Raw genomic sequence first — 24,557 nt, 5'->3', positions numbered from 1 at the left:
CAGGATTTGCTCCTATGGATATGAACGAAATCAAAGAGATCTTTTTCCAGGAGTGCGAGGAACAGCTCGCCGAACTGGAATCCGGTCTCCTGAAAATGAATGATGGCGATCGCGACCCGGAAACCGTCAATGCGGTCTTCCGCGCGGTGCATTCGATCAAGGGCGGCGCCGGCGCCTTTGGCCTGGATGACCTCGTCGCCTTCGCCCACGTCTTTGAGACCACACTTGATTGCGTTCGTTCCAACAAGCTTGAGCCCAACCAGGACGTCCTGAAGGTCATGCTGAAGTCGGCCGACGTGCTCGCCGACTTGACCAATGCTGCCCGCGATGGCGGCAGCGTCGATGAAAGCAGAAGCCGCGGCCTCGTCAAGGAACTGGAAGCGCTTGCCCATGGCGAGCTGCCGTCTCCCGCGGCAGGTTCCGAGGCGCCCGCGCCGAAGCCGGCCCCAAAGGCCGCTCCTGCTCCGGTTGCTGCAGCCCCGGCTCCCAAGCCGACCGATGATAGCGGCTTCCAGCCAGTCCCCTTCTCCTTCGACGATTTCGGTGGCGAAGAGAAGCCGATAGATCTGCCGGCCTATGAAATCACCTTCAAGCCGCGCTTCGAACTCTATTCAAAGGGTAACGACGCCACACTTCTGCTGCGTGATCTCTCCCGCCTCGGCGAGATGAGCATCTATTGCAACGTTGATGCTCTGCCGGGCCTTGAGGAGCTCGATCCGGAAGGCGCTTACTTCTTCTGGAACATCACGATCAAGACGGACAAGGGCGAAGATGCCATCCGCACGGTCTTCGAATTCGCCGAATGGGATTGCGATCTGACCGTGAAGCCGGCAGAAGACAGCAAGCCGGGCGAGACCAACGAAGAACTGCCGATGATCCCGGTTCCGTTCGATCTCTCGATCTTGGACGATGGCGGGGCCTCCGAAGCGCCGGCCGCAGCCGAGACCAAGGCCGACGACACGGCTGCTGCCGTTGCTGCCGCTGAAACGGCGACCAATGTAGCGCAGATGGCTGCTGCCGCTGCCCGCGTCGAAAAGAAGGAATCGGCTGCCGCAGCCGCCGCCGCAGCGGCAAGTGCCGCAGCCCAGAACAACGCCGCTGCCGGTGCCGGCCAGACGATCCGCGTCGATCTCGATCGCGTCGACCGCCTGATCAACCTCGTCGGCGAGCTTGTCATCAACCAGGCGATGCTCTCTCAGAGCGTCATCGAAAACGACACGACCGGCACGTCATCGATCAACATGGGCCTCGAAGAGCTGCAGCAGCTCACCCGCGAGATCCAGGACTCGGTCATGGCGATCCGCGCCCAGCCTGTGAAGCCGGTCTTCCAGCGCATGTCGCGTATCGTTCGCGAAATCGCCGACATGACCGGCAAGTCGATCCGCCTGATCACCGAAGGTGAAAACACCGAAGTGGACAAGACGGTCATCGACAAGCTGGCCGAGCCGCTGACGCACATGATCCGCAACGCCGTCGACCACGGTATCGAAACGCCTGAAAAGCGTGCCGCCGCCGGCAAGAACACCGAAGGCACCGTCCGCCTGACGGCAAAACATCGTTCGGGTCGCATCCTGATCGAGCTTGCCGACGATGGCGCCGGCATCAACCGCGAAAAGGTCCGCCAGAAGGCAATCGCCAACGAGCTGATCTCGCCTGACGCCAACCTGTCGGATGAGGAAATCGATAACCTGATCTTCCTGCCGGGCTTCTCTACGGCCGACAAGATCTCCGACATCTCAGGTCGCGGTGTCGGCATGGACGTCGTCAAGCGCTCGATCCAGGCGCTCGGCGGCCGCATCAACATCACCTCGAGGCCGGGCCAGGGCTCGGTCTTCACGATGAGCCTGCCGCTGACGCTCGCCGTTCTCGACGGTATGGTGGTCACGGTCGCCGGCCAGACCCTGGTCGTGCCGCTGACGGCAATCGTCGAAACCCTGCAGCCGGAAGCCGCCGCGATCCATTCCTTTGGCGCCAACCACCGCTTGATCTCGATCCGCAATTCCTTCTGCCCGCTGGTCGATGTCGGTCGCATCCTGAACTTCCGCGCAACCCAGGCCAATCCGGTCGAAGGTGTTGCCCTTCTCGTCGAATCCGAAGGCGGCGGTCAGCGCGCGCTCATGGTCGACGCGATCCAGGGCCAGCGCCAGGTCGTTATCAAGAGCCTCGAGGCGAACTACACTCACGTTCCGGGCATCGCCGCTGCAACCATTCTCGGCGACGGCCGCGTGGCCCTCATCCTGGACGTGGACGCGGTTGTCGGCGCCTCGCGCGGTCAGTCCCTCAAGGCGGAAATGTCTCTGGCGGCAGTAGGATAAGAGTCAATGTCGTACACGGCAAAAAATCTGACCCTGGGCGGAAACGAGCTTATCGCATTTCGCATCGGCGATCAGGAATTCTGCGTGAACATCATGGCAGTCCGCGAAATCCGAGGTTGGACCCCGGCAACCGCGATGCCGCATTCGCCATCTTATATGATTGGCGTCATAAACCTGCGTGGCGCGGTGTTGCCGATCATCGATCTGTCGGGCCGGCTCGGCATGAAGCCGGTCGATCCGACCGCCCGCCACGTCATCATCGTCGCCCAGGTCCGCCGCAAAACGGTGGGCCTGCTGGTCGACGCTGTTTCCGACATTCTGACCGTCAATGAAGATGACATCCAGCCCACGCCCGAGATCTCCTCAGACCTGCAGCGTCAGTTCGCCCGCGGCATTCTCTCCATCGAAAAGCGAATGATCTGCCTGATCGAACTCGAAGCCCTGTTCCCCGACACCGAAAGCGAAGCCGCATGAACGCACTTGGCGTAAAAGATCAGAGGCAGTCTGGTGCTGACGAGGTTCTGGCGAGCGGGGAATACCCGCTGACGCGCCGCGATCTCTCGGAAATCGCCGCCATGATCTATGCGGATGCCGGAATCTATCTCAATGAGACGAAGGCCTCGCTGGTCTACTCTCGTCTGTCGAAGCACATCCGCAATCTAGGCCTTTCGGGGTTTCGCGAATATTGCGAGCTTGTCGCTTCTCCGGCAGGTGCTGCCGCCCGGCGCGAGATGCTGTCACACCTGACGACAAACTTCACGCGTTTCTTCCGCGAAAACCATCATTTCGAACACTTGCGCGACCATGTGCTGCCCGATCTTCTGAACCGCGCGCGCGCCGGCGGCCGTGTCCGCATCTGGTCTGCTGCGTCCTCGGATGGGCAGGAGCCCTATTCGATCGCGCTGACCGTTCTGTCAATGATGCCGAACGCTGCCGACTACGACTTCAAGATTCTCGCGACCGACATCGACCCGAAGATCCTGGCGATCGCCCGGGCCGGCGCCTACGACGAAAACGCGCTGGAAACCGTCTCGCCTGCCATGCGTAAGCAATGGTTTACCGAGGTCGAGATGCAGGGACGCCGCAAGTTCCAGGTCGACGACCGCGTGAAGCGCCTCATCACCTACAACGAACTGAACCTGATGGCCCAGTGGCCGTTCAAGGGCAAGTTCGACGTCATCTTCTGCCGCAATGTCGTAATCTACTTTGACGAGCCGACCCAGATGAAGATCTGGCAGCGCTTTGCCGGCCTGCTGCCGGAGGGTGGCCATCTCTATATCGGCCATTCCGAGCGCGTCTCGGGCGAGGCCAAGCACGTCTTCGACAATATCGGCATCACCACCTATCGCTATACGACCAAGGGTATCGGGAGGAAGGCATGAGCGCTCCGGCAAGAGTTCTCGTCGTTGACGACTCGCCGACCATGCGCGGCCTGATCTCGGCCGTCTTGAGTTCGGATCCCGAAGTCAACGTCATAGGCCAGGCCGGCGACGCTCTGGAGGCGCGCGAGGCGATCAAGCGGCTGAACCCCGATGTCTTAACGCTGGATATCGAAATGCCGAACATGAACGGCCTCGACTTCCTCGAAAAGATCATGCGCCTTCGGCCCATGCCCGTCATCATGGTTTCGACCATGACGCATCGCGGCGCGGAGGCGACGCTCGCAGCCCTTGAAATCGGTGCCTTCGATTGCGTCGGCAAGCCGCAGCCGGGCGAGCCGCGCCCCTTCGGCGACCTCGTCGAGAAGGTAAAGGCCGCCGCCCGCACGCAGCGCAATTTCGCCAAGCCGGCCAAGTCTGCCGCCGTCACGCCGCTCGCAGTTGCCGATTTCCGCGTCGGCCGCAAGATCGTGGCGATCGGTTCTTCGACCGGTGGCGTGGAAGCCCTGATCGCCGTGCTGCAGAAATTCCCGGCGAACTGCCCGCCGACCGTCATCACCCAGCATATGCCGCCGACCTTCACCAAGAGCTTTTCCGAACGGCTGAACCGCCTCTGTGCGCCGGTCGTGGAAGAAGCGACCGATGGCGCCCGTCTCGAGATCGGCAAGGTCTATCTTGCGCCTGGCGGCGAGCGTCACCTGCAGGTCTCCAATACATCGGCGCCCTGTTGCCGGCTGGTCGAGCGGGGGCCGGTCAATGGCCATCGTCCATCGGTCGATGTGCTCTTCGATTCGGTTGCCGAACTCGCCGGACGCAATGCCGTCGGCGTGATCCTCACCGGCATGGGTCGCGACGGGGCCGCCGGGTTGTTAAAAATGCGACATGCAGGGGCCAGAACGCTCGGTCAGAACGAAAAAACCTGCGTTGTTTACGGAATGCCAAGAGTTGCCTACGAACTTGGCGCAGTTGAACAGCAGCTCCCGCTTGCTGCCATCGGCGAAGAAATATTGAAAATGACAGCCGCCCGAAAGGAAGGGACCGAATAATGTCGATCGCGGAGAAAATCAAAGTTCTGATCGTTGACGATCAGGTTACGAGCCGCCTGCTACTCAGCGACGCGCTGACGCAGCTCGGCTTCAAGCAGATCACCTCTGCCGGCGACGGCGAGCAGGGTATGAAGATCATGGCGGAGCAACCCCACCACCTCGTGATCTCGGACTTCAACATGCCGAAGATGGACGGCATCGGCTTCCTGCAGGCAGTCCGCAGCAATCCGAACACCAAGAAGGCGGCCTTTATCATCCTCACCGCACAGGGCGACCGTGCGCTGGTGACCAAAGCAGCGCAGCTCGGCGCAAACAACGTTCTGGCCAAGCCCTTCACCATCGAAAAGATGAAAGCGGCTATCGAAGCCGTGTTTGGAGCCCTGAAATGATCACTGAGGGTGCGGCCCGCCGCGTGCACATCATTCAGGGTGAATATAAGGTCCTGAGCGACCCGGATGCGGTGCTCACGACCATCCTTGGCTCGTGCGTGGCAGCCTGCCTCAGAGATCCCGTCGCCGGTGTCGGCGGCATGAACCACTTCCTGCTGCCGGGGACAGGCAACACCCCGATGACCGGCGGCGATGCCACGCGATACGGCGTGCATCTCATGGAACTGTTGATCAACGGCCTCCTGAAAAAGGGCGCGCGACGCGACCGGCTGGAGGCCAAGATCTTCGGAGGAGCGAAGACGATCTCGACATTCTCGAATGTCGGCGAGCAGAACGCCGCCTTCGCCGTGCAGTTTCTTCGGGATGAAGGCATTCCGGTGGTCAGCTCCAGCACCGGCGGTGAGCATGGACGCAAGATCGAATATTGGCCGGTGTCCGGCCGTGCCCGGCAATACCCCCTGACCGGCGCCGAAACGCAGAAAACCGTCGCTCTCGAGCAGCGTCCCGCCGCTCCGCAGAAGCCCGCCGAGACCAGTATCGAATTCTTTTGATGGCGAGGATTTTTATATGAGTTTTACACCGATCATCGAGCCGCCGGCGCCGGTCGAGGCGCTGAGCGACATATTGATGCGCATTGTCTCCGAGCTTCACGACGTTGCCTACCTGATGGAACGGATCGAGCCTCAGCTGATCGAACTGGGCGGCTCGGAAATCCTGAATTCCCCTGATAGCATGAAGGTGATGCAGGGCATCGATCTCGCCGTGCAGAAATCGCGCGGTCTGGCCGAATTCATCGACACCATCACCGGTGAAATTCCGCAGAACTGGTCGATCGATGTCGCAACAGCGCTGAGCCTCGTCAAGCTTGCCGAAATGCAGAAAGCCCTCGGCGGCGGTACCCGTCACGGCCACTCCCAGCCGCTCAGCAAGGCGGCCGGCGACTTCGATTTCTTCTGATATTGTAATTCATTCCTGCATGCGCTGAACGAAACGCTCGCACAAGTTTCGGCGTCTATTCGTCAAATGAGGCAATAAGCCTGCTTTGTCTTTGACGGATCGTGCGAGAACAGAATGAATCTGTTAAATCAATTAGTTCAGATTATTAAGAACTTTGGTTCGCTTGGGCGGACGCGTTTGATGATCCTTGGTGGGGTCGGCGCCGCTTCCATCGCAATCATCCTGGCGGCCGCAATTTTCGTCAACAAACCGGCCCAGGAAACGCTTTACGTCGGCCTGGACACGCCTGATCTTAACCAGATCAGCATGGCGCTCGCCGAAAGCAACGTCGATTTCCAGGTTGGAACGGACGGCTCCAGCATCACCGTACCAGCGGGCATGACGGGCAAGGCCCGGCTACTGCTTGCCGAACGCGGCCTGCCGAACAGCGCGAATGCCGGTTACGAGCTCTTCGATAATGTCGGTTCGCTCGGCCTCACCTCCTTCATGCAGGAAGTGACCCGCGTCCGCGCCCTCGAAGGTGAAATCGCCCGCACCATTCAATCGATCTCGGGCATCACCGCCGCACGCGTTCACATCGTCATGCCCGAGGTCGGCAATTTCCGGAAGGCCGAACAGAAGCCGACGGCCTCCGTCATGATTCGCGCCAGTGCCGCGACAGGGCGAAACGCCGCCACCTCGATCCGCCACCTCGTCGCCTCGGCCGTGCCGGGGCTTGATGTCGCTGACGTGACGATCCTCGATTCCGCCGGCCAGCTTCTCGCCTCCGGCGATGACGCCTCCAACGGTACGCTGAACCGCTCGCTCAATATCGTCCAGAACGTCCAGCAGGAAGTCGAATCGAACATCGATAAGGCGCTCGCCCCCTTCCTCGGCATGGATAACTTCCGCTCCAGCGTAACTGCCAATCTGAACACCGACGCCCAACAGATCCAGGAAACCACCTACGATCCGGAATCCAAGGTCGAGCGCTCGGTCCGCTCCACCAAAGAAGCCCAGCAGTCGCAGCAGAACCAGGCTGACAACGCGACGACGGTCGAGCAGAACATTCCGCAGGCTGCACCTGACGCTGGTGGCGCGACCGGCCCGCAGTCGCAGGACAAGTCCGACAAGCGCGAAGAGCAGACCAACTACGAAATCAACAGCAAGACCACGGCCACGACGCGCAACAGCTACCGGGTCGAAAAGCTCTCGGTCGCCGTCGTCGTCAACAAGGGCCGCATCGCCAAGATGGTGGGCGAACCGGCAGACCAGGCCAAGATCGACGCCTATCTCGCAGAGATGAAAAGCATCGTCGCCTCGGCCGCTGGCCTCGATACCAACCGCGGTGACGTCGTCACCGTCACCGCAATGGACTTCCTCGAAAACCAGCTCCTTGACGATGCCAACAACGGCGTCCATGTCATGGACATGCTGAGCCGCAATCTCGCCGGCATCATCAACTCGCTGGCCTTCGTCGCGGTCGCCTTCGTGGTGGTCTGGCTGGGTGTGCGTCCTCTCATCCGCACCGTCAACGGCTCGGGTTCATCCGCCGCAGTTTTCGGCGACGCCACTCCGGAATCGGCTGGCCTGGAACTGCCGGACTTCGCACCGGCAGGCGCTTCTGCGGGCGGCGCGCTGATGGATGGCTTCGGCTCCGACTTCGGCTTCGACAGCACCGAGGATCTGCTCAGTCTCGGCGACGACGACGGCAACTTCAACCGCCGCGTCAAGGAAGGTCCGGAACGCAAGCTCGCCCGTATGGTGGAGATCAATGAGGAGCGCGCCGCGAAGATTCTCAGGAAATGGGCCATCGACGAAGCTGCATAATGAAAAGGCCGGGAAACCGGCCTTTTTCTTTCTCGTCTGTGGATACATCGGCCGGTAACAAGAACGTTACCGGAACTCGTGACCGGCTCGTAAGGAGCCGGTTACTCTATTGCAGAGAGTTCTGATGTAGAGATCGCCAGGCAGCGGGATGACGCCCTTCGCATGATGCTCAAGCCGTGCATAAGGCGGATGGCGCAAGTATGTCTCCAGTAGAACAACAGGTCGTTGCTTTCGCGCGTTTGAAATCTGCTTCTACCGGGGCTTTCCGTTGCGGCACTTCCTTGGCCGGAACTGTGATAATTACGTCATTCAGACCGATAATTCCGCTCAGTGTCACTCGCGCATAAGGTGAGAAACATTGCGGCCAATGCCAGAATCATCCTAGTTTTATACATCTTCGCGAGAGTGGAGTGGTGATCGAATCACCGCATGGAAGGTCGCAAAAGTAAATCCCCAGAAGTCGGAGATGGTGATTTACGATGGTTGGCTTACCCTTAAGTGATTCGAAGTGGGATTCGCGTGGGGCATGTGTTTGAATCCCTTTCACAAAAACCGAACTTCTTTGCGAGAACCGACAGTTTCTCAGCCGCAGGTTACTGCCAATGGATATGGACATATTTCAGGCGAATAAAGGCGAGCAGCAGATGGCGAACTTCGTCGGCGCCAATGTGCCGGATCTTTTGCCGCGCGACGAACTGATCGATCGCCTTCGCGTCATCGCCGAAACCGGTAAATTGCATGCCGGCTTGCTGGCGCTGACCGAGTATGTCGGCGCCATGCACTATCTGATGGCGCGCTGCGATCTCATCCAGGAAAGCGGTCTGGACTTTATCGTTTCGTCCGACTGGCCTTTCGATCTGGTGAAGGAGGTCGCCAATGACCTGGTCGTGGGTTATGCGCGCTCGACTGAATTCGAGAAGTGCATGCAGGTGCTGCAGCCGGGCTTCGCACTCCTGCCGGACAGCGCCGATGTGCCGCATGGTGCGAGCCGCCAATATTGCTCGCTGACCTTGAATGTCGGCCGCTCTCGCCTGGTGCTGATGTTCTTGTTCAGGGAAGGTTTCGTTCTTTCGCCGGAACGTCTCCGCGACGTAGGCCTGCTTGCAGGCTATTTCGCAAGCTTCCTTCGGTGCGGGGGCACGAAGGTCGATCGCGATTTCGAACTGACCGACCGGGAGCTCGAGTGCCTCTTCTGGATTGCGGAAGGCAAGACAAGCGACGAGATCGCCATGATCCTCGGCATCTCCCGGAATACCATCAATAATTATATCACCAGCGTGATGCGGAAGACTGCAACGAAGACGCGTTCCGAGGCGATAGCCTTCGCCGTTCGCAACAATCTCGTCTGAGGGAAATTATGGGCCATCATCCAGGCAGGGCGCTAGGCAACACGGACCAGATGCGCATGGTACGTGTGAACAGGATTTCCAGCCGGTCTGACCTTTTCCCGCGCCTGATTGCCATGCAGAAGCTCGCGGATGCGCAAGGCTTCGCCGTTTTTCGTGTCACCGGCTCCGGCATACCGGCAAAGCAGCGACTGATCTGCGAGCTGGAAAACTGGAGTCCCTCGAATGCCGGCTTCGGCAAGGGTTTCGTCGATGCCCATGGCGAGGCTCTGCTCGACCATATCGATCGCTCGCTGCTGCCCTTGTTCTGGGCCGGCAGCCACGATCGTGCAGCTCCTGGTCCTGCCGACTTCTCTCCCTTCATGGTGAGGCTGAAAGACGGCATGGTGCCTTTCTCCGGTCTCGCATTTCCAGTGCGCCTTGGCGCCATCGGCAATGGCTTCGTGCTTTTCACCGGCGACGATATCGATCCGTCGAGCGATACGATCATCGAGCTGCATGGCCGGTGCTGCAATGTCATGATGGACCTGCTGTCGCTCGATGAGCGGCGTGCGGCGGCGACCGAAGCGCTGAGCGAACGTGAGATCGCCTGCCTTCAGCTTGCGGGCGACGGCCGTATCAGCGAAGAAATCGCCGACAAGCTCGGCCTGTCCGTCCACACGGTGAACGCTTATCTCGGCTCGGCGACCATCAAACTCGATTCGGTCAACCGTATTCAGGCGATCGCGAAGGCAATACGTCTCGGCTACATCAGCTAGGGCTCTGAGAACGGCAAAGCCCGGCGCCTTGCGGGCCGGGCCTGATATTCTCAAACGGAAATGCTTTAGCCGGCGAGCGCCTGCGGCTTTGCCACGATATAGCGCGCTTCGTGCAGGCTTCTTTGGAGAAAAGCCGTGTTTGTGTCCGGATCGCTGGAGGCGTTCTGGAAGGAAATATGATTGATCTCGATGCCGGCATGATCTTCGGCGAGTGTCAGCTGCGCATAGACGGTCACGCCGCGCGGCTTGATTTCGAGATCGAGCACAACTTCGGGCTTGCCGCCCCATTCCAGCGTATAATTTCCCCCCAGGCCGAAGTTGACAGTGCCGGGATGGAAAAACAGTTCCGCTGCGGAAGCGACGAGGTCGGCGAGATTGCCGTAATACTCGAAACGCAGCAGAGAAATGAGATCGGATGCGTCCAGAAGCCTGAGCTCGGTTGCGACCGGGCTGATCGCTTCTGCAAGGATTTTTTCACGCTGGGCAGAGTAGGGGCATTTTTTCATTCGACTTATCTTACCCGTTTGTTCTTGGCCTCCGCGGCGTAAACCCGATGAATGAGTTCCGCGACGGCCTTATAGAAGACTGACGGTATGACACTATCCACCGAGACTTGCGCAAACATGGAGCGTGCGAGAGGTGGATCCTCGAAGACAGGGATGTCGTTCTTCTCGGCGATCTCTCTGATTTTTAACGCAATAAGGTCCTGGCCCTTGGCAAGGACGACCGGTGCATCGTTTTCTTCGCGTACGTAGCGCAGCGCTACGGCATAGTGCGTCGGGTTGGCGATGACGAGGGTGGCACGCTGGACACTGGCGATCATGCGTCGGCGGGCGCGGTCACGCATGACTGAGCGCTGCCTGCTCTTGACGAAGGGGTCGCCCTGCGACTGCTTATTTTCTTCCTTTATCTCGTGCTTCGTCATCTTCAGTTCGGTGAACCAATGATAACGCGTCCAGAAGACGTCGGCGATCGCAACGATCGCGGTGGCGACCAGCATGACGATGATGATCTTGCGCATCGCCGTCATCATACGAACCATGATCGTCTGCGGATCGGAGAACATCGCATCGATCGAGCCGAAATATTCGCTTCTGAGGACGAAGAAGAGAATCACTCCGACCACCACCACCTTGAACAGCGACTTACCGAATTCGACGAGGCCTTGAAGGCTGAAGAGCCGCGACCATCCCTTGATCAGTGAAATACGCGAGGCCTGCGGACGGATGCGTTCGAGAACCGGCGTCGGCAGGTTCTGAAAGACGGACGAGGCGATGCCGAACACAATGAACATGATGAAGGCAGGGGCCAGAAGCGCAGCCATAGCCCAGCCGAGCTTCGCAAAGAGCGAGATGACGTCAGGTCCGGTCTCGATCTTCCACTGATCTGGCTGCTCGAAGACGTCACGCAGGGTCTCGGCCATGTGTGACGTCGCGTCGGGAAGGAAGAAGACGAGATAGATGAAGGTCGCCAGAATCGTCGTGAAGATCGAGATTTCACGCGAGTGGGGGGTATTACCTTTTTCGGCAGCATCAGACCGCTTTTTCGCGGTAGGGGCTTCTGTTTTGCTGTCCTTGTCTTCATCGGCCAAGTCTGCGGCCCTCCGTCAAAGAAAAAGGCCGCGACTGGAGCGCGGCCCATTTCACCGAAGGGTAGTCTTGTGCGTGCTGCTGATCAACCGCCGCCTTGTGGGCGAGGGGGCTTGTCAACAACTGCGATCGTTTAGGCGGCGGCCGGGCCGCCTTCCTTTTCCTTGAGCTCGATCTGGCCGGCATTGGCCAGGCGAATCGCTTCCTGCGCGACGGCGCGCCGCGCAATCGCGATCTCGCGTGGATTGACGCCGGCCATGCCGCTCTGCAGATCCGATTCGATCATGCGGCGCTGGCGCGGGCTGATGGAGGAAAGGACCGATTCGCGGATTTCGGCCGATGCGCCGCGCAGTGCGACGGTGAGAACGTCGGACGAGATATCGTTGAGCAGCATCACGCGGCTGCGCTGCGGCATCAACATGAGGTCTTCGAAAAGGAAGATCTTCGGACGAACCTTGTTGACCGCCTCGCGGTTGATCGATTCGAGCGAGGTGAGCAGCGTGTCGACCTGCGGTTTGTCCATTTCGTTCATTAGGTCGGCGACCTTGGTGGAGCCCGATGCGTTGCGTTCCGCGTCGATCTCGGCAAGCAGCGTCATCACCTGGTTTTCGATGATCTGCGCGGCCTTCGGGCTGACGCCCTTCATGTTGACCGTGCGGTTCATAATGTCGGCGCGGCGGTTGTCGGGAAGCTGCAGCAGCACCTTCGCGCCGAAGGACGACGGCATCATGGACAGGATATAGGCAACGGTCTGTGGATGTTCCCGCAGCAGAAACTGGGCGACGAAGGCAGGTTCCGCCTCGGCGAGACGGTCCCAGATGGAAGTTTCGTAGGCCTGGAAGGCAGTACGGCGGCCAAGCAGGCTGTCGACTTCGTCAGGCGTCAGCCCTTCCTCGAGGATGGCCTCGATCGCCTTGGCGTTGTCCATCAGACCGGCGCCTTCGGTGAAGAGATCTTCGAATTCGCCGACGAGCTGAAGCAGCTCGTCCGGCGGGATGGCGCGAAGCGCCTGGGCAGATCCGATGATGGTCTGCAACTCGGCCTGCGTGAAATATTTCAGCAGTCGGCCGGCGACCCCCTTCCCCATAGCGAGAAGAACTGCCGCCGCCTTTTCAGCCTGGGTCAACGGTTTCCCGGCAAGTGCGCCGCCGAAATCGTCAAAGTCCATCATGGTCTAACCTCTCCGTCCCGCACAGGGATCAGGCTTTTTTCGTGCTCAAAACTTCTATCAGTTTTACACCGAATCGCGTGTCGTCGTTATCAAGAACCGTAATCTCGCCGCGTGCAATCCTGCGGCCATTCACCATTATCTCGACCGGCTCGCCGATCTTCTTGTCGAGCGCGATGGTAGCACCCTCGGTGAGGTTCATCAGGCCGGAAACCTGCATGCGGCTCGTCCCGAGCACGATCTGGACATCGATAGGGATGTCCATGATCAGGTCGAAGTTCGAGTTCAGTGCGCTCCCGAGCGGTGCCGGAGCGGACTGGAAGGAATTGCCGCCGAAGCTCGGCGCGGCGTCAAGGCTGGGAAAGCCTGCTGCGCCCATGCCGGCAGCATTGTCGCCGAAATCACCGCCCCCGAAATCGCCGCCTGCAAAATCGGCACCGCCGAAGGAGGTTTCGCCGGCATCACCACCGAACGGCGAAAGGTCCGTTCCCGCTGCGAAAGCATCGTTCTGCAGGTCGTCGCCGAACTGCGGAAGGTCGCCGTCCGAATCTTTCTTCAGCACGCCGCGCAGATCGTCGATAGCCTGATCCAGATCGGCTTCATTGCCCGGCATGTCCAGGGAGAGGTCACTATTCTGCTGTGTCTTCTTCGTAGCCATGAAATCACTATTCCAGTTGAAACTTGCCTCAAACTGCCTTTGTGGCCCTGAGAGCGAGAGAACCGATTAATTCATTAAGTGCCGGATCAGCTCATCATCCGAATTCATGGTGTCTTTCACTCGCACCATGTAGTTGTCGCCTGAACGCCCGAACTCGCACACATACAATTCTCGGCTGTTGGCGCTGACTTCGACGCGTACGTCGCCGCTGTCGCGGAAAGGAATGACGTCGCCGGCCATCAGTTTGGAAATCGTTCTGAGCGTCAAATCCTGCAGGCGGATCTTCGCTTCGAGGGTCACCTGCGACCGGCGAACCTGGTCGCCGATCTGCTCCGTCCACTCCGGCGACTTGCTCGGCTGCTTCTTCGGCTTCGGGGCAGAGACCTTGGTCTTGAGCAGCGCTGCCTGGGGGACGATCAGGCTGAATTCGGAAGTGATGCCGGCAAGCGTGATCGACATGTTGATTGCCGCCGCGAATTCATCCGGACGGTCTTCCGGCGGACGGATGCGTGCTTCAAGAGCGAAGGGAGCCGACAGGCTGGGCTCGAATCCGCCAGGCGCGTTGACGGCAGAACGCAGCACCTTGGAGATCTTGTCGAACACCATGCCGGCGAGGTCGATCTCGATAACGGAGAGAAGCCGGTCGGCCGGCTCCTCGATCGTTTCGGCAGCAGCGCCAAGCAGATGTTCCATCAGGGTAATGATGAAACTGTTGCCACAGGCGATGGTGATGTTCTGAGACCAATTGCGCAGCGTCGCATCGACCAGTGTCATGTTGGAGCTGAGATCGTCGATCAGATGATTCTTGTAGCCGATCTCGCAGCCGAGATAGCCGACTGTCACGTCGAGGCCGGTTTCGCTCTTCAGGATATCAGGAAGGAATTCGCTGTAGATATCGCTGAAGGAACTGCAGAGCTTGGCAACCCTGCCCTTGTCGCCGAGACCGCCGGTCAATTTGGCAAGGAGGACGGGATCCATTGTCGGGTTGTCATGCGAAGCATTGCTCATAGTCATTTAAGCTGCCTTGTTTTCGCCACCTGGGTTCATCATTTCCTGTTCCACTGCGTCGATCGACGGGCGTTCATACGCCGAGATCGTCTTGCGGCCATATTCGAGGGCGACCTGCGGCACCGAGCCGTTCATGTAGGCAAGCAGGGTCTGCTTGACGACGACGTAGAGGCGGTGCTGCTTGGAGCGGACGACCTTGATCTGCGAGACGAGCGGTGAGCAGACGCAGTAGGAAAGCAGAATGCCGAGGAATGTGCCGACGAGCGCCGAACCGATGAGGTGGCCGAGCACTTCCGGCGAGTCGTTGATATGCGCCATGGCCTTGATGACGCCGAGAACCGCCGCGACGATACCGATAGCGGGGAACGAATCGCCCATGATCTGGATCGCGTGGTAAGGCTTCATCTTGTCATGAAGGATGGTGTTGATTTCTTCGTCCATCAGCGCCTCGATCTCGTGGGAGCGGGCGTTGCCGATGATGATCAGACGCACGTAGTCGCAGATGAAGGCCGTCAGTTCCTTGTTCTTTAGAACCGTCGGAGCCTGCTGGAAGATCGTCGATTCCGCCGGATTGTCGATATGCGCTTCGATTTCGTTGCGCGACTTCGTACGCAGGTCGCGCATCAGCGAATAGAGCACGCCGAGCGTATCGAGATAGTTGCGCTCTTTGGGAACAGAGTGCTTGAAGGCCTCTCCGAGCGCCTTGCCGGAGTCCTTCACCACCTTCATGGGGTTGGCCATGATGAAGCTGCCGAGGCCGGCGCCGCCGATGATCAGGAATTCGAAGGGCTGAAAAAGAGCATCGACTTCGCCGCCCATGGCCATGAAGCTACCGACGATACAGCCGCAGACAACTACAAATCCGATAATAATATTCATCGTCAGCCCAATCTGAACGTTGCTTTTCTTTGCGACGGATAGGGTTTGTGCCTTGCGTGAGGCTGATGAACGCGGCTTTTGCGCATTCATTTGCGCTACCAGCTTCGCGCAAGGATTTGCCTTCATATTGAACGTGACGAGTGGGCCTATGCGCGCCCATGTCTGAGATGCCGCTCAGCGGAACCCGTGGCCGAACTAAAAGGAGCCCGGTGTTTCGTCCCGTTTATCGCCAATGTGGAGCTTACCGACATGCAATCCGGTCTTTACGTTTCCCTGTCGTCGCAGATGGCTCTCGAGAAACGCCTGACGACGATCGCCGACAATATGGCCAACGTGAACACGACCGGTTTTCGCGGCACCGAGGTAAAGTTCGATGAAATGTTGGCGAACAACGAGAACAAGACGAACACCAAGGTCGCCTTCGTCTCCCAGGGCAACGACTACCTGGACACCACTCATGGCGAAATGCAGCACACCGGCAACATGCTCGACTTCGCCGTCAAGGGCGATGCCTGGTTCTCTCTCGATACGCCCGCCGGCCGCGTTCTGACAAGGGACGGTCGCTTCACGATGCGTGATACCGGCGAACTGGTTTCCATCCGCGGCTATCCGGTTCTCGATGCAGGCGGTGCACCGGTCGTGCTCAACACCGCCGGCGGCGAGCCGAAGGTCGGCACTGATGGCATCATCTATCAGAATGACCGCCAGGTCGGTTCACTCGGCCTCTTCGAAGCCGATATCAGCAAGGGTTACCTGCGCTACGAAAACAGCGGCATCATGACGACCGAGCAGCCGCGCGCCGTCGTCGACCGCTTCAATGTCGGTGTCGAGCAGGGCTATCTGGAAAATTCCAACGTCAATGCGATGCACGAGATGACGCAGCTGATCGAGGTGAATCGCGCTTTCGATAGCGTATCGTCGCTGATGCGCGACAGCGAAGACTCCTTCAAAGAAGCGGTTCAGACGCTGGGCGGCAGCCGCTGAGGCAGGGTGTGAAGCATGAACACCACCCTGTTGACCGAGGACGCTCTCTCGCCGAAGCTCACACATCTCGGCGACCTTGCAAAGCGTTACACGTCGCCGGAATTCTCCGTGACCCATGGCGGTCGCGTGCATACCATCGCCGCCGGCCACTATACCGTCCGCGGCCTTTCCCGGCATGTTCGGCTTGGCGAGTTCGTGGCGCATAAATCCGCGACGGGTGTCCATCTTGGCGAAGTGGTCAGGGTAGAGCCGGACCTGGTTTACGTCTGCCCGATCGAACCGGGCGAGCCGATCGGCATCCATGACATCGTCATCCGCAAGGGTGCCTTCCGCATCTCGCCGTCGGACAGCTGGTGCGGCCGCACCATCAATTCCCTCTGCGAGCCGATCGACGGTCTCGGCCCGATCACCGAAGGCCTGGATCGCCGTTCGATCTCAAATACCGCGCCGCCTTCGATGACGCGCCAGCGCGTCGAAAACGGCTTCAAGACCGGCGTGCGCGCGATCGATATCTTCTCGCCGCTCTGCCTCGGCCAGCGTCTCGGCATTTTCGCCGGCTCCGGCGTCGGCAAGTCGACGCTGCTGTCGATGTTGGCCCGCGCCGACGCCTTCGACAAGGTGGTGATCGCGCTGGTCGGCGAACGCGGTCGCGAAGTCCGCGAATTCATCGAGGATACGCTCGGCAGCAATATGAAGAAGGCGATTGCCGTCGTCGCCACCAGCGACGAGAGCCCGATGCTGCGCAAGATGGCGCCGCTGACGGCGGTCACGATCGCTGAGCACTTCCGCGACAAGGGCGAAAACGTTCTCTTCATCGTCGATAGCGTGACGCGCTTCGCCCATGCCATTCGCGAGGTGGCGACCGCCTCGGGCGAGCCGCCGATCGCGCGCGGCTATCCGGCTTCCGTCTTCACCGAGCTGCCGCGTCTTCTGGAGCGCGCCGGTCCCGGTCCGGAGGGCGCCGGCACCATCACCGCGATCATCTCCATCCTCGTCGATGGCGACAATCATAACGACCCGATCGCCGACTCCACCCGCGGTATTCTCGACGGTCACATCGTTCTCCAGCGAAGCCTGGCGGAGGAGGGGCGCTACCCGCCAATCGATCCGCTCGCATCCATCTCGCGTCTTGCCCGCAAGGCCTGGACTCCGGATCAGGAAAAGCTGGTTTCCCGCCTCAAGGTGCTGATCCACCGCTTCGAGGAAACACGGGACCTGCGCCTTATCGGCGGCTACCGTCCCGGCGCCGATGCCGATCTCGACATGGCGGTCAAGCAGGTACCGATCATCTATGACGTCCTGAAACAATCTCCGGGAGACCGCGAATCGCTTGATGCCTTCGCCGATCTTGCCGGTGCTCTCAAGGCCGCCGCCGGCGTACCGACTCCGAGTGCGCCTATTCAAAGGAGGGCCTGATCATGGCCGATTTCGAAGACGAACGGATCGCCGCACTGAAAGAGCGCAACAAGGGAGTGCTGCTCGACCGCGCGCTGACCTTTTTGGGTTTGGCACTTGCCGGCGCTTCCGCCTTCTTCCCCTGGTATGTCTTCTTCAACGCGGACAAGTTCGGCATCAGCGTCGCCGATAGCAATGCCTCTCGTGAATTGCCGAACTGGCCGGCGCGCAACGTCTTCAGCGTTTCACCGCTCGCCATGGTCAACAAGAACGATGAAGGCAAGAAAGTCCCGCCGATCGACAATATGACGACGGCAACCGTTTCCGAGCTCGGCAAGGAGCGCAACGGCGACGCTTCGATGGAGGATCAGCCTTTCCCGGGCAAGGGTTCTTTCCGTCTGCTGCACGTGGCCAACGGTCGGGCGCTCATTGAAGATCCCTCGGGCATGTATGTCGTGCGCGTCGGCTCGATCCTGCCTGACGAAAGCCGCCTTGCCACATTGGAACAGCGCGACGGCAAGTGGGTAATCGTTACTTCCAAGGGTGAGATCTACCAGAACAACTAGTTCAGGCAAAAAGACGAATCGCTGCGAGGCTCTGTCGGAGAAACGGCCGGGCGGCGGTTGGTCACTGTCTGCAAGTAATCTCGAAGAATGGCTTGTAAAGCCTGCATTTACCGTAAGTCCCACGCAAGATTACCGCCCTAGGTTCGGCGTAGTAAAAACGGAGAGTTCTCATGCAACCGATTCAACTTTTCGACTTGGCTTCAAAGCAGGCGGAATGGCTGACGATTCGTCAGGAGGTTGTTGCCGGCAACATCGCGAATGCAAACACGCCGAAGTTCCGTGCGAAGGACGTGACGCCTTTTCAGGCAGTGCTCGACCAGTCGGACGTCACCATGGCGCGCACCAATCCGATGCATCTGAGCGGCAACGATTTCAGCACGAGCGGCGATATCGACGTGAAGGACGCCGCGCTCGACCAGGAAATCGGCGTTCAGGAATCCGGCAACACCGTCGGTGTGGCCGAAGAACTCTCCAAATCGGGCGAGATCAAGCGTCAGTACGACCTGAACACCTCGCTTGTCAGTTCCTTTCATCGAATGATGTTGATGACCGTAAGGAAGTAGACGCATGGATCCGCTTTCAGCAGCAATGAAAATCGCAGGTTCCGGGCTCGAGTCGCAGTCGACACGTCTGCGTATCGTCTCGGAAAACATCGCCAACGCCCGTTCGACTGGCGACACACCTGGCGCCGATCCCTATCGCCGCAAGACCATCACCTTCGGCCAGCAGATGGATCGCACCAGCGGCGTCGAGACCGTCAACGTCAAGAAGATCGGTACGGACGAAGGCGATTTCACCAAGGAATACGATCCGAGCAACCCGGCCGCGGACGAGAAGGGCATCGTCAAGATGCCGAACGTCAACATCCTGATCGAGATGGCCGACATGCGCGAAGCCAACCGTTCCTATGACGCCAATCTGCAGACGATCAAGCAGACTCGCGACCTCATTTCCTCGACGATCGATCTCCTGAAGAGCGGACAATAATGATCAGCAGCGTACAGAATGTAAGCAATCTCTCGATGACCCGAGCCCTCGGCGCCATCGATACCGAAAATTCCGCCTCCTCTTCGACCGCGACCTCGTCTGCCGCGGCCGGCGTATCCAACGGCCTGAGCTTCGCCTCCGTCATGGGCAACATGGCGACCGAAGCCGTCAGCAGCCTTAAGGGCGCCGAAAACATGTCCTTTGCCGGCATCAAGGGCACGGCTTCCACGCGCGAAGTCGTCGATTCCATGCTGCAGGCGGAGCAGACGCTCCAGACTGCAATCGCCATTCGCGACAAGGTCGTCTCGGCCTTCCTCGAAGTCACCAAGATGCAGATGTAACTGATTTGAGGACGAACACATGAGAGCGCTCGCCATCGCAGCAACGGGCATGGATGCCCAGCAGACCAACCTGGAAGTCATCGCGAACAACATCGCGAACATCAATACGACCGGTTTCAAGCGCGCCCGCGCCGAGTTCACCGACCTTCTCTATCAGACCGAACGCGCCAAGGGTGTTGCCAACCGCGCCAACCAGGCTGTCGTTCCCGAAGGCGCCAATATCGGTCTCGGCGTCCAGACCTCGGCCGTGCGCAACCTGCATCTCCAGGGCGAATTGACCCAGACCGGCAACGACCTCGACGTCGCAATCGTCGGCAAGGGATTCTTCCAGATCCAGTCGACGGACGGTACGACGCTCTATAGCCGTGCCGGTGCGCTCAACAAGAACGATCAGGGCCAGCTCGTCAACATCGACGGTTATGAAGTCATCCCCGGCGTCACTATCCCGCAGGGCTCCACCGAGCTGACGATCAGCCGCTCCGGCGAAATCACCGCCAAGCTGCCCGGCCAGACCACTCCGACCACGCTCGGCCAGCTTACGCTCGCCGACTTCGTCAACGAGGCAGGCCTGCAGCCGATTGGCGACAACCTCTTCCAGGAAACGCCGGCATCCGGCGAAGCGGTCATCGGCAATCCTGACGAAGATAATATGGGTTACCTCAAGCAGGGCTACCTTGAATCCTCGAACGTCGATCCGGTCAAGGAAATCACCGAGCTGATATCGGCCCAGCGCGCTTATGAAATGAATTCCAAGGTGATCACGACAGCTGATGAAATGGCATCCATCGTCAGCAAGAACCTGAAGTAAGAGGGAAGGGCCGAACATGATGTTTCGCCGGGCAGGACACATCCAAGGATGGGTGGCTGCGGCCACGATCGCAATCGCCGGCATGGTCATGCCGGCAGCAGCGGATGCCGGCATGGGTTATGCCGTCGTCCCCACGACGATCATCTATCCCGGCGACACGATTTCGAGCGCTCAGCTTCAGGAAGTCGAGGTCACCAATCCCAACCTCGCCGGAGACTATGCAAAGTCGGTCTCCCAGGTCGAGGGTCTGGTTTCCAAGCGCACGCTCCTGCCGGGGCGGACGATTTCGATCTCCGCCCTGCGCGAGCCCTATACGGTCACGCGCGGTTCCAATATCCGCCTGGTCTTCCAGCTTGGCCAGATGACCATTTCCGCTGCCGGCTCGCCTCTTGAAGATGGTGCGACCGGCCAGATGATCCGTGCACGCAATATGGATTCCGGCGTCATCGTCAGCGGCACCGTGCTCGCTGACGGTACGGTCCATGTGAGGGCAAAATGAAGTTCTTCTTTCGTATCCTGAGCTTGGTTGCGGTTCTGGCGATGAGCCTGACCGATGTCGCGCCTGCATGGGCGCTGACGTCCCGCATCAAGGATATTGCCTCGCTTCAGGCCGGCCGCGACAACCAGCTCATCGGCTACGGTCTGATCGTCGGCCTGCAGGGAACCGGTGACGGTTTCCGTGCTTCGCCTTTCACCGAGCAGTCCATGCGCGCGATGCTGCAGAACCTCGGCATCTCCACGCAGGGCAGCCAGTCGAACGCCAAGAATACGGCGGCCGTCATGGTCACCGCCAACCTGCCGCCCTTCGCAAGCCCCGGCAGCCGAATCGATGTGACGGTCAGCTCGCTCGGCGATGCGACTTCGCTACGCGGCGGCACGCTCGTCATGACTTCGCTGTCGGGCGCTGACGGCCAGATCTATGCCGTTGCGCAGGGCGCCGCCATCGTCACCGGCTTTCAGGCGCAGGGACAGGCCGCGACCGTGACTGAGGGTGTGACAACGGCCGGCCGCGTCCCCGGCGGTGCCATCATCGAGCGCGAATTGCCGTCCCGCTTCAAGGATTCGGTCAATCTCGTCCTGCAGCTCCGCAACCCGGACTTTTCCACCGCGATCCGCATTGCTGATATCGTCAACGGCTACGCCAAGGCACGCTTCGGTGGTCCGGTCGCGGAAGCCAAGGATTCGCAGGAAGTCGTCATCGAGAAGCCGCGCGAGGCCGATCTTACGCGCCTGATGGCCGATATCGAAAACCTCGTGGTCGAAACCGACACGCCGGCCAAGGTCGTCATCAACGAACGCACCGGCACGATCGTCATCGGCTCCGATGTCCGTGTCTCGCCGGTCGCCGTCAGCTACGGCACGTTGACCGTGCAGGTAACCGAAACGCCGCAGATCATCCAGCCGGAGCCCTTCTCGCGCGGCGAGACCGCTGTCCAGCCGCAGACGGATATCCAGGCGCAGAAAACGGGCGGACGGGTTGCGATCATCGACGGTCCTGATCTGCGCACCCTCGTTGCCGGTCTAAACAATATCGGCGTCAAACCGGATGGCATCATCGCCATTCTCCAGGGCATTAAATCTGCAGGCGCCCTGCAGGCGGAGCTTGTGCTGCAATGAGCAAGATCACGAACCGGAACCCGATCGTCGAACTGTTGCGCCGGCTGGCATTGCCGGCCGCAGGCCTCGTGCTGCTTTCCATTCCCGGCGCCTTCGCCCAGGAAGTGGCGCCGGCAGGCGACATCACCTCGACGGACGAGGTCAAGCAGTTCTGCACGAATATTGCCGATCCGGCCCGTGATCAGCGCTATCTCCTGCAGAAACAGGAGCTCGAGAAGCTGCGCGCTGATATCGACAGCCGCGTTGCCGAGATGGACAAGCGCAAGGCCGAATACCAGGACTGGCTGAAGCGGCGCGATGATTTCCTCAAACAGGCCGAGGCCGGCCTGACCGATATCTACAAGAAGATGAAGCCGGATGCTGCAGCCCTGCAGCTGCAGGACGTCAGGCCCGAACTGGCCGCCGCCGTCATCATGCGGCTCGGGCCGCGCCAGTCCAGCCTGATCCTGAACGAGATGGATTCCACCAAGGCCGCAACCATCGCCGGCATTATAGCTAGTGCGTCTGATCCCAATACCTCGAAGGATCCTTCATGAATAAGCGTTTACCGGCTGTGATCGCCGCCGTCGCCCTCCTTGCCGGCTGCCAGTCCACGGCAGTCAACGAGATCGGCCGCGCGCCTGCCATGAGCCCGATCGGCAGCGGTCTCGCCTACGGCCAGACGCCGCAGATGGCGCTCTATCCGAAGCAGCCGCGTGCCGTCGCCCAAGGTTATTCGCTGTGGAGCGATTCGCAGGCCGCGCTCTTCAAGGATGCGCGCGCGCTCAACGTCGGCGACATCCTGACGGTCGATATCCAGATCAACGACAAGGGGTCCTTCGACAACGAGACCAACCGCAGCCGCACCAATTCCAGCGGCATGAACTGGGATGTCAACGCCCAGATCTTCGGCTGGACGCCGCAGTCCAAGACGGATCTGACCTACGGCTCCGACACGAGCACGGACGGCAAGGGCAAGATCGAGCGCACGGACAAGCTCAACCTTCTGGTTGCCGCTGTTGTCACCGGCATTCTCGAAAACGGCAACCTGGTTATCAGCGGTTCGCAGGAAGTTCGCCTGAACCAGGAACTGCGTATCCTCAACGTCGCCGGTATCGTACGTCCGCAGGACGTCAATTCCGACAACCAGATCTCCTACGACAAGATCGCCGAAGCCCGCATTTCCTATGGTGGCCGTGGCCGCCTGATGGAAGTGCAGCAGCCGCCGCGCGGCCAGCAGGCCGTCGATCTCTTCTCGCCGCTTTGAGGCTGAACCAAGATGGCAGACAACGAAACAGGCGAAGGCAAAAAGAAGTCGAGCGGCATGGTGATGACGATCATCGGCCTTGCCGTGCTGACGCTCGTCGGCGCCGGCGGCGGCTGGGCGGTCGGCAACATGGTGGCCCCGAACATCCGCAGCGCCGCGGAGGCTGAACAGGCGAAAGAGGCCGAGGCCAAGAAGAAGGCCGAGGGCGGTCTTCCGAAAATCGCGAACGAAGCCAACAACATTGTGCTGCTCGATCCGGTTACCTCGAACCTCGCTTATCCCTCGGAAAACTGGATCCGACTCGAGGTGGCGCTGATGTTCAACGGGCCGCCGGATGTCAAGGTCGCCGAGGATATTCACCAGGATATCCTCGCTTATGTCAGGACCATTTCCCTTCAGCAGATCGAAGGGCCGCGCGGCTTTCAATATCTCAAGGATGACATCCAGGAACGTGTTGACCTTCGCTCTCAAGGGCGCGTATCGAAGGTCATGTTCAGGACCTTTGTCATCGAATGATTCGACTTATAGTTTTCCTTGCCGCCATGATGGCGGTGCCGGAACTGGCGGTAGCCCAGCAGCTGCCGACTGATCTGTTGAATATCCCGGTCGACGGCTCTGTCGCCGCCTGGATCATCAGGACATTCGGCCTGCTGACCGTGCTTTCGGTTGCGCCGGGTATCCTCATCATGGTGACGAGCTTCCCGCGCTTCATCATTGCCTTTTCGATCCTGCGTTCGGGTATGGGCCTGTCGTCGACCCCCTCGAACATGATCCTTCTCTCGCTTTCGCTGTTCATGACCTTCTACGTCATGTCGCCGACCTTCGATAAGGCCTGGCAGGACGGCGTTCAGCCGCTGCTTGCCAATCAGATCGATGAGGCGACCGCGGTTCAGCGAATTGCCGAGCCGTTCCGCACCTTCATGTCTGCCAATACCCGCGACAAGGATCTGGCGCTCTTTGCCGATCTGGCCCGCGAGCGCGGCCAGAATATCCAGACGACCGAGCCGATCGACTACCGCATCCTCCTTCCCGCCTTTATGATCTCGGAGATCCGGCGCGGTTTCGAAATCGGCTTCCTCATCGTCCTGCCCTTCCTCGTCATCGACCTGATCGTTGCAACGATTACCATGGCGATGGGTATGATGATGCTGCCACCGACCTCGATCTCGCTGCCGTTCAAGATCCTGTTCTTCGTGTTGATCGACGGCTGGAACCTGCTGGTAGGCAGTCTGGTGCGCTCCTTCAGCTGACGGGTAAGGACTGCTTTACCAACAGCCCGCTGCATTGCTTCTCTCTCAAATGCAAAACCCGC

At 59.8% G+C, this 24,557-nt stretch carries 29 protein-coding genes; 23 read left to right on the top strand and 6 right to left on the bottom strand.

What is annotated here, in order from left to right:
- Positions 1-14: 14 nt before the first annotated feature.
- The 10 genes from J2X71_RS03175 (at position 15) to visR (ending at position 9,999) form a co-directional block, all read left to right on the top strand.
- Complete coding sequence (locus J2X71_RS03175; protein WP_310378878.1) at positions 15-2,315, top strand: chemotaxis protein CheA; 2,301 nt, start codon at positions 15-17, stop codon at positions 2,313-2,315.
- Positions 2,316-2,321: 6 nt separating this feature from the next.
- Entirely contained in the window at positions 2,322-2,789 is a 468-nt protein-coding gene (locus J2X71_RS03170) for a chemotaxis protein CheW (RefSeq protein ID WP_007816136.1), read from the top strand.
- Positions 2,786-3,697: a protein-glutamate O-methyltransferase CheR gene (cheR, locus tag J2X71_RS03165; protein ID WP_310378874.1), complete on the top strand. Its 912-nt coding sequence runs from the start codon at positions 2,786-2,788 to the stop codon at positions 3,695-3,697. Before J2X71_RS03170 ends, cheR begins: the two co-directional genes overlap by 4 nt.
- Complete coding sequence (gene cheB, locus J2X71_RS03160; protein ID WP_310378872.1) at positions 3,694-4,740, top strand: protein-glutamate O-methylesterase CheB; 1,047 nt, start codon at positions 3,694-3,696, stop codon at positions 4,738-4,740. Before cheR ends, cheB begins: the two co-directional genes overlap by 4 nt.
- On the top strand, positions 4,740-5,129 hold the full coding sequence (locus J2X71_RS03155; protein ID WP_007816129.1) for a response regulator: 390 nt from the start codon (positions 4,740-4,742) through the stop codon (positions 5,127-5,129). Before cheB ends, J2X71_RS03155 begins: the two co-directional genes overlap by 1 nt.
- Positions 5,126-5,680: a chemoreceptor glutamine deamidase CheD gene (gene cheD, locus J2X71_RS03150; protein ID WP_007816127.1), complete on the top strand. Its 555-nt coding sequence runs from the start codon at positions 5,126-5,128 to the stop codon at positions 5,678-5,680. The genes J2X71_RS03155 and cheD overlap by 4 nt, the downstream gene beginning before the upstream one ends.
- Before the next feature lie 16 nt (positions 5,681-5,696).
- Entirely contained in the window at positions 5,697-6,086 is a 390-nt protein-coding gene (locus J2X71_RS03145) for a hypothetical protein (RefSeq protein ID WP_310378869.1), read from the top strand.
- 114 nt (positions 6,087-6,200) lie between these two features.
- Complete coding sequence (fliF, locus tag J2X71_RS03140) at positions 6,201-7,895, top strand: flagellar basal-body MS-ring/collar protein FliF (RefSeq protein ID WP_310378868.1); 1,695 nt, start codon at positions 6,201-6,203, stop codon at positions 7,893-7,895.
- A gap of 602 nt (positions 7,896-8,497) precedes the next feature.
- The gene (visN, locus tag J2X71_RS03135; RefSeq protein ID WP_310378866.1) at positions 8,498-9,244 is read left to right on the top strand and encodes a transcriptional regulator VisN; all 747 of its coding nucleotides are present in this window, start codon (positions 8,498-8,500) and stop codon (positions 9,242-9,244) included.
- 8 nt (positions 9,245-9,252) lie between these two features.
- Entirely contained in the window at positions 9,253-9,999 is a 747-nt protein-coding gene (gene visR / locus J2X71_RS03130; RefSeq protein ID WP_310378864.1) for a transcriptional regulator VisR, read from the top strand.
- 65 nt (positions 10,000-10,064) lie between these two features.
- Here the strand turns inward: visR and J2X71_RS03125 are convergent, their stop codons facing one another.
- The 6 genes from J2X71_RS03125 to motA all read right to left on the bottom strand — a co-directional run bounded on the left by J2X71_RS03125 (position 10,065) and on the right by motA (position 15,301).
- Positions 10,065-10,505: a hypothetical protein gene (locus tag J2X71_RS03125; protein ID WP_007816117.1), complete on the bottom strand. Its 441-nt coding sequence runs from the start codon at positions 10,503-10,505 to the stop codon at positions 10,065-10,067.
- Positions 10,506-10,510: 5 nt separating this feature from the next.
- Complete coding sequence (gene flhB / locus J2X71_RS03120) at positions 10,511-11,590, bottom strand: flagellar biosynthesis protein FlhB (RefSeq protein WP_310378862.1); 1,080 nt, start codon at positions 11,588-11,590, stop codon at positions 10,511-10,513.
- A 131-nt stretch (positions 11,591-11,721) separates the two neighbouring features.
- Positions 11,722-12,759, bottom strand: coding sequence for a flagellar motor switch protein FliG (fliG, locus tag J2X71_RS03115; protein WP_007816114.1), 1,038 nt, complete (start codon positions 12,757-12,759; stop codon positions 11,722-11,724).
- Positions 12,760-12,787: 28 nt separating this feature from the next.
- A complete protein-coding gene (gene fliN / locus J2X71_RS03110) occupies positions 12,788-13,414 on the bottom strand; it encodes a flagellar motor switch protein FliN (RefSeq protein ID WP_310378859.1) in 627 nt (208 codons plus the stop codon).
- A gap of 66 nt (positions 13,415-13,480) precedes the next feature.
- Complete coding sequence (locus tag J2X71_RS03105) at positions 13,481-14,428, bottom strand: FliM/FliN family flagellar motor switch protein (protein ID WP_310378857.1); 948 nt, start codon at positions 14,426-14,428, stop codon at positions 13,481-13,483.
- The gene (gene motA, locus J2X71_RS03100) at positions 14,429-15,301 is read right to left on the bottom strand and encodes a flagellar motor stator protein MotA (protein ID WP_037071050.1); all 873 of its coding nucleotides are present in this window, start codon (positions 15,299-15,301) and stop codon (positions 14,429-14,431) included.
- 249 nt (positions 15,302-15,550) lie between these two features.
- Between motA and flgF the strand changes: the two genes are divergently transcribed.
- From flgF to fliP, 13 genes are all read left to right on the top strand, one after another.
- Positions 15,551-16,285: a flagellar basal-body rod protein FlgF gene (gene flgF, locus J2X71_RS03095; RefSeq protein ID WP_310378854.1), complete on the top strand. Its 735-nt coding sequence runs from the start codon at positions 15,551-15,553 to the stop codon at positions 16,283-16,285.
- Positions 16,286-16,300: 15 nt separating this feature from the next.
- Positions 16,301-17,701, top strand: coding sequence for a flagellar protein export ATPase FliI (fliI, locus tag J2X71_RS03090; protein WP_310378852.1), 1,401 nt, complete (start codon positions 16,301-16,303; stop codon positions 17,699-17,701).
- Positions 17,702-17,703: 2 nt separating this feature from the next.
- Positions 17,704-18,246: a hypothetical protein gene (locus J2X71_RS03085; protein WP_007816102.1), complete on the top strand. Its 543-nt coding sequence runs from the start codon at positions 17,704-17,706 to the stop codon at positions 18,244-18,246.
- Positions 18,247-18,416: 170 nt separating this feature from the next.
- A complete protein-coding gene (gene flgB, locus J2X71_RS03080; protein WP_007816099.1) occupies positions 18,417-18,809 on the top strand; it encodes a flagellar basal body rod protein FlgB in 393 nt (130 codons plus the stop codon).
- A gap of 4 nt (positions 18,810-18,813) precedes the next feature.
- The gene (flgC, locus tag J2X71_RS03075) at positions 18,814-19,233 is read left to right on the top strand and encodes a flagellar basal body rod protein FlgC (protein WP_310378848.1); all 420 of its coding nucleotides are present in this window, start codon (positions 18,814-18,816) and stop codon (positions 19,231-19,233) included.
- On the top strand, positions 19,233-19,574 hold the full coding sequence (locus J2X71_RS03070; protein ID WP_310378846.1) for a flagellar hook-basal body complex protein FliE: 342 nt from the start codon (positions 19,233-19,235) through the stop codon (positions 19,572-19,574). The genes flgC and J2X71_RS03070 overlap by 1 nt, the downstream gene beginning before the upstream one ends.
- Before the next feature lie 19 nt (positions 19,575-19,593).
- Positions 19,594-20,382 carry a flagellar basal-body rod protein FlgG gene (flgG, locus tag J2X71_RS03065; protein ID WP_310378844.1) on the top strand — a complete coding sequence of 263 codons (789 nt, stop codon included), beginning with the start codon at positions 19,594-19,596 and terminating at the stop codon, positions 20,380-20,382.
- Between the two features lie 16 nt (positions 20,383-20,398).
- Positions 20,399-20,881: a flagellar basal body P-ring formation chaperone FlgA gene (gene flgA / locus J2X71_RS03060; protein WP_310378842.1), complete on the top strand. Its 483-nt coding sequence runs from the start codon at positions 20,399-20,401 to the stop codon at positions 20,879-20,881.
- Positions 20,878-21,999: a flagellar basal body P-ring protein FlgI gene (locus J2X71_RS03055; RefSeq protein WP_310378840.1), complete on the top strand. Its 1,122-nt coding sequence runs from the start codon at positions 20,878-20,880 to the stop codon at positions 21,997-21,999. The genes flgA and J2X71_RS03055 overlap by 4 nt, the downstream gene beginning before the upstream one ends.
- Positions 21,996-22,535 carry a MotE family protein gene (locus J2X71_RS03050; RefSeq protein WP_310378838.1) on the top strand — a complete coding sequence of 180 codons (540 nt, stop codon included), beginning with the start codon at positions 21,996-21,998 and terminating at the stop codon, positions 22,533-22,535. Before J2X71_RS03055 ends, J2X71_RS03050 begins: the two co-directional genes overlap by 4 nt.
- Positions 22,532-23,245: a flagellar basal body L-ring protein FlgH gene (flgH, locus tag J2X71_RS03045; RefSeq protein WP_310378836.1), complete on the top strand. Its 714-nt coding sequence runs from the start codon at positions 22,532-22,534 to the stop codon at positions 23,243-23,245. Before J2X71_RS03050 ends, flgH begins: the two co-directional genes overlap by 4 nt.
- Positions 23,246-23,257: 12 nt before the next feature.
- Entirely contained in the window at positions 23,258-23,761 is a 504-nt protein-coding gene (locus J2X71_RS03040) for a flagellar basal body-associated FliL family protein (RefSeq protein WP_310378834.1), read from the top strand.
- Positions 23,758-24,495, top strand: coding sequence for a flagellar type III secretion system pore protein FliP (gene fliP, locus J2X71_RS03035; RefSeq protein WP_007816083.1), 738 nt, complete (start codon positions 23,758-23,760; stop codon positions 24,493-24,495). The genes J2X71_RS03040 and fliP overlap by 4 nt, the downstream gene beginning before the upstream one ends.
- Positions 24,496-24,557 lie beyond the last annotated feature (62 nt).

It is taken from the genome of Rhizobium sp. 1399 (assembly GCF_031455475.1).
GTDB lineage: Bacteria > Pseudomonadota > Alphaproteobacteria > Rhizobiales > Rhizobiaceae > Rhizobium.
This window is presented reverse-complemented; position numbering and strand designations above follow the sequence as displayed.

Bases quoted from the DNA above. Each gene is read 5' to 3' on its own strand.
- J2X71_RS03175 (WP_310378878.1), top strand. From the start codon at position 15: ATGGATATGAACGAAATCAAAGAGATCTTTTTCCAGGAGTGCGAGGAA.
- J2X71_RS03170 (WP_007816136.1), top strand. From the start codon at position 2,322: ATGTCGTACACGGCAAAAAATCTGACCCTGGGCGGAAACGAGCTTATC.
- cheR (WP_310378874.1), top strand. From the start codon at position 2,786: ATGAACGCACTTGGCGTAAAAGATCAGAGGCAGTCTGGTGCTGACGAG.
- cheB (WP_310378872.1), top strand. From the start codon at position 3,694: ATGAGCGCTCCGGCAAGAGTTCTCGTCGTTGACGACTCGCCGACCATG.
- J2X71_RS03155 (WP_007816129.1), top strand. From the start codon at position 4,740: ATGTCGATCGCGGAGAAAATCAAAGTTCTGATCGTTGACGATCAGGTT.
- cheD (WP_007816127.1), top strand. From the start codon at position 5,126: ATGATCACTGAGGGTGCGGCCCGCCGCGTGCACATCATTCAGGGTGAA.
- J2X71_RS03145 (WP_310378869.1), top strand. From the start codon at position 5,697: ATGAGTTTTACACCGATCATCGAGCCGCCGGCGCCGGTCGAGGCGCTG.
- fliF (WP_310378868.1), top strand. From the start codon at position 6,201: ATGAATCTGTTAAATCAATTAGTTCAGATTATTAAGAACTTTGGTTCG.
- visN (WP_310378866.1), top strand. From the start codon at position 8,498: ATGGATATGGACATATTTCAGGCGAATAAAGGCGAGCAGCAGATGGCG.
- visR (WP_310378864.1), top strand. From the start codon at position 9,253: ATGGGCCATCATCCAGGCAGGGCGCTAGGCAACACGGACCAGATGCGC.
- J2X71_RS03125 (WP_007816117.1), bottom strand. From the start codon at position 10,505: ATGAAAAAATGCCCCTACTCTGCCCAGCGTGAAAAAATCCTTGCAGAA.
- fliG (WP_007816114.1), bottom strand. From the start codon at position 12,759: ATGATGGACTTTGACGATTTCGGCGGCGCACTTGCCGGGAAACCGTTG.
- fliN (WP_310378859.1), bottom strand. From the start codon at position 13,414: ATGGCTACGAAGAAGACACAGCAGAATAGTGACCTCTCCCTGGACATG.
- J2X71_RS03105 (WP_310378857.1), bottom strand. From the start codon at position 14,428: ATGACTATGAGCAATGCTTCGCATGACAACCCGACAATGGATCCCGTC.
- motA (WP_037071050.1), bottom strand. From the start codon at position 15,301: ATGAATATTATTATCGGATTTGTAGTTGTCTGCGGCTGTATCGTCGGT.
- flgF (WP_310378854.1), top strand. From the start codon at position 15,551: ATGCAATCCGGTCTTTACGTTTCCCTGTCGTCGCAGATGGCTCTCGAG.
- fliI (WP_310378852.1), top strand. From the start codon at position 16,301: ATGAACACCACCCTGTTGACCGAGGACGCTCTCTCGCCGAAGCTCACA.
- J2X71_RS03085 (WP_007816102.1), top strand. From the start codon at position 17,704: ATGGCCGATTTCGAAGACGAACGGATCGCCGCACTGAAAGAGCGCAAC.
- flgB (WP_007816099.1), top strand. From the start codon at position 18,417: ATGCAACCGATTCAACTTTTCGACTTGGCTTCAAAGCAGGCGGAATGG.
- flgC (WP_310378848.1), top strand. From the start codon at position 18,814: ATGGATCCGCTTTCAGCAGCAATGAAAATCGCAGGTTCCGGGCTCGAG.
- J2X71_RS03070 (WP_310378846.1), top strand. From the start codon at position 19,233: ATGATCAGCAGCGTACAGAATGTAAGCAATCTCTCGATGACCCGAGCC.
- flgG (WP_310378844.1), top strand. From the start codon at position 19,594: ATGAGAGCGCTCGCCATCGCAGCAACGGGCATGGATGCCCAGCAGACC.
- flgA (WP_310378842.1), top strand. From the start codon at position 20,399: ATGATGTTTCGCCGGGCAGGACACATCCAAGGATGGGTGGCTGCGGCC.
- J2X71_RS03055 (WP_310378840.1), top strand. From the start codon at position 20,878: ATGAAGTTCTTCTTTCGTATCCTGAGCTTGGTTGCGGTTCTGGCGATG.
- J2X71_RS03050 (WP_310378838.1), top strand. From the start codon at position 21,996: ATGAGCAAGATCACGAACCGGAACCCGATCGTCGAACTGTTGCGCCGG.
- flgH (WP_310378836.1), top strand. From the start codon at position 22,532: ATGAATAAGCGTTTACCGGCTGTGATCGCCGCCGTCGCCCTCCTTGCC.
- J2X71_RS03040 (WP_310378834.1), top strand. From the start codon at position 23,258: ATGGCAGACAACGAAACAGGCGAAGGCAAAAAGAAGTCGAGCGGCATG.
- fliP (WP_007816083.1), top strand. From the start codon at position 23,758: ATGATTCGACTTATAGTTTTCCTTGCCGCCATGATGGCGGTGCCGGAA.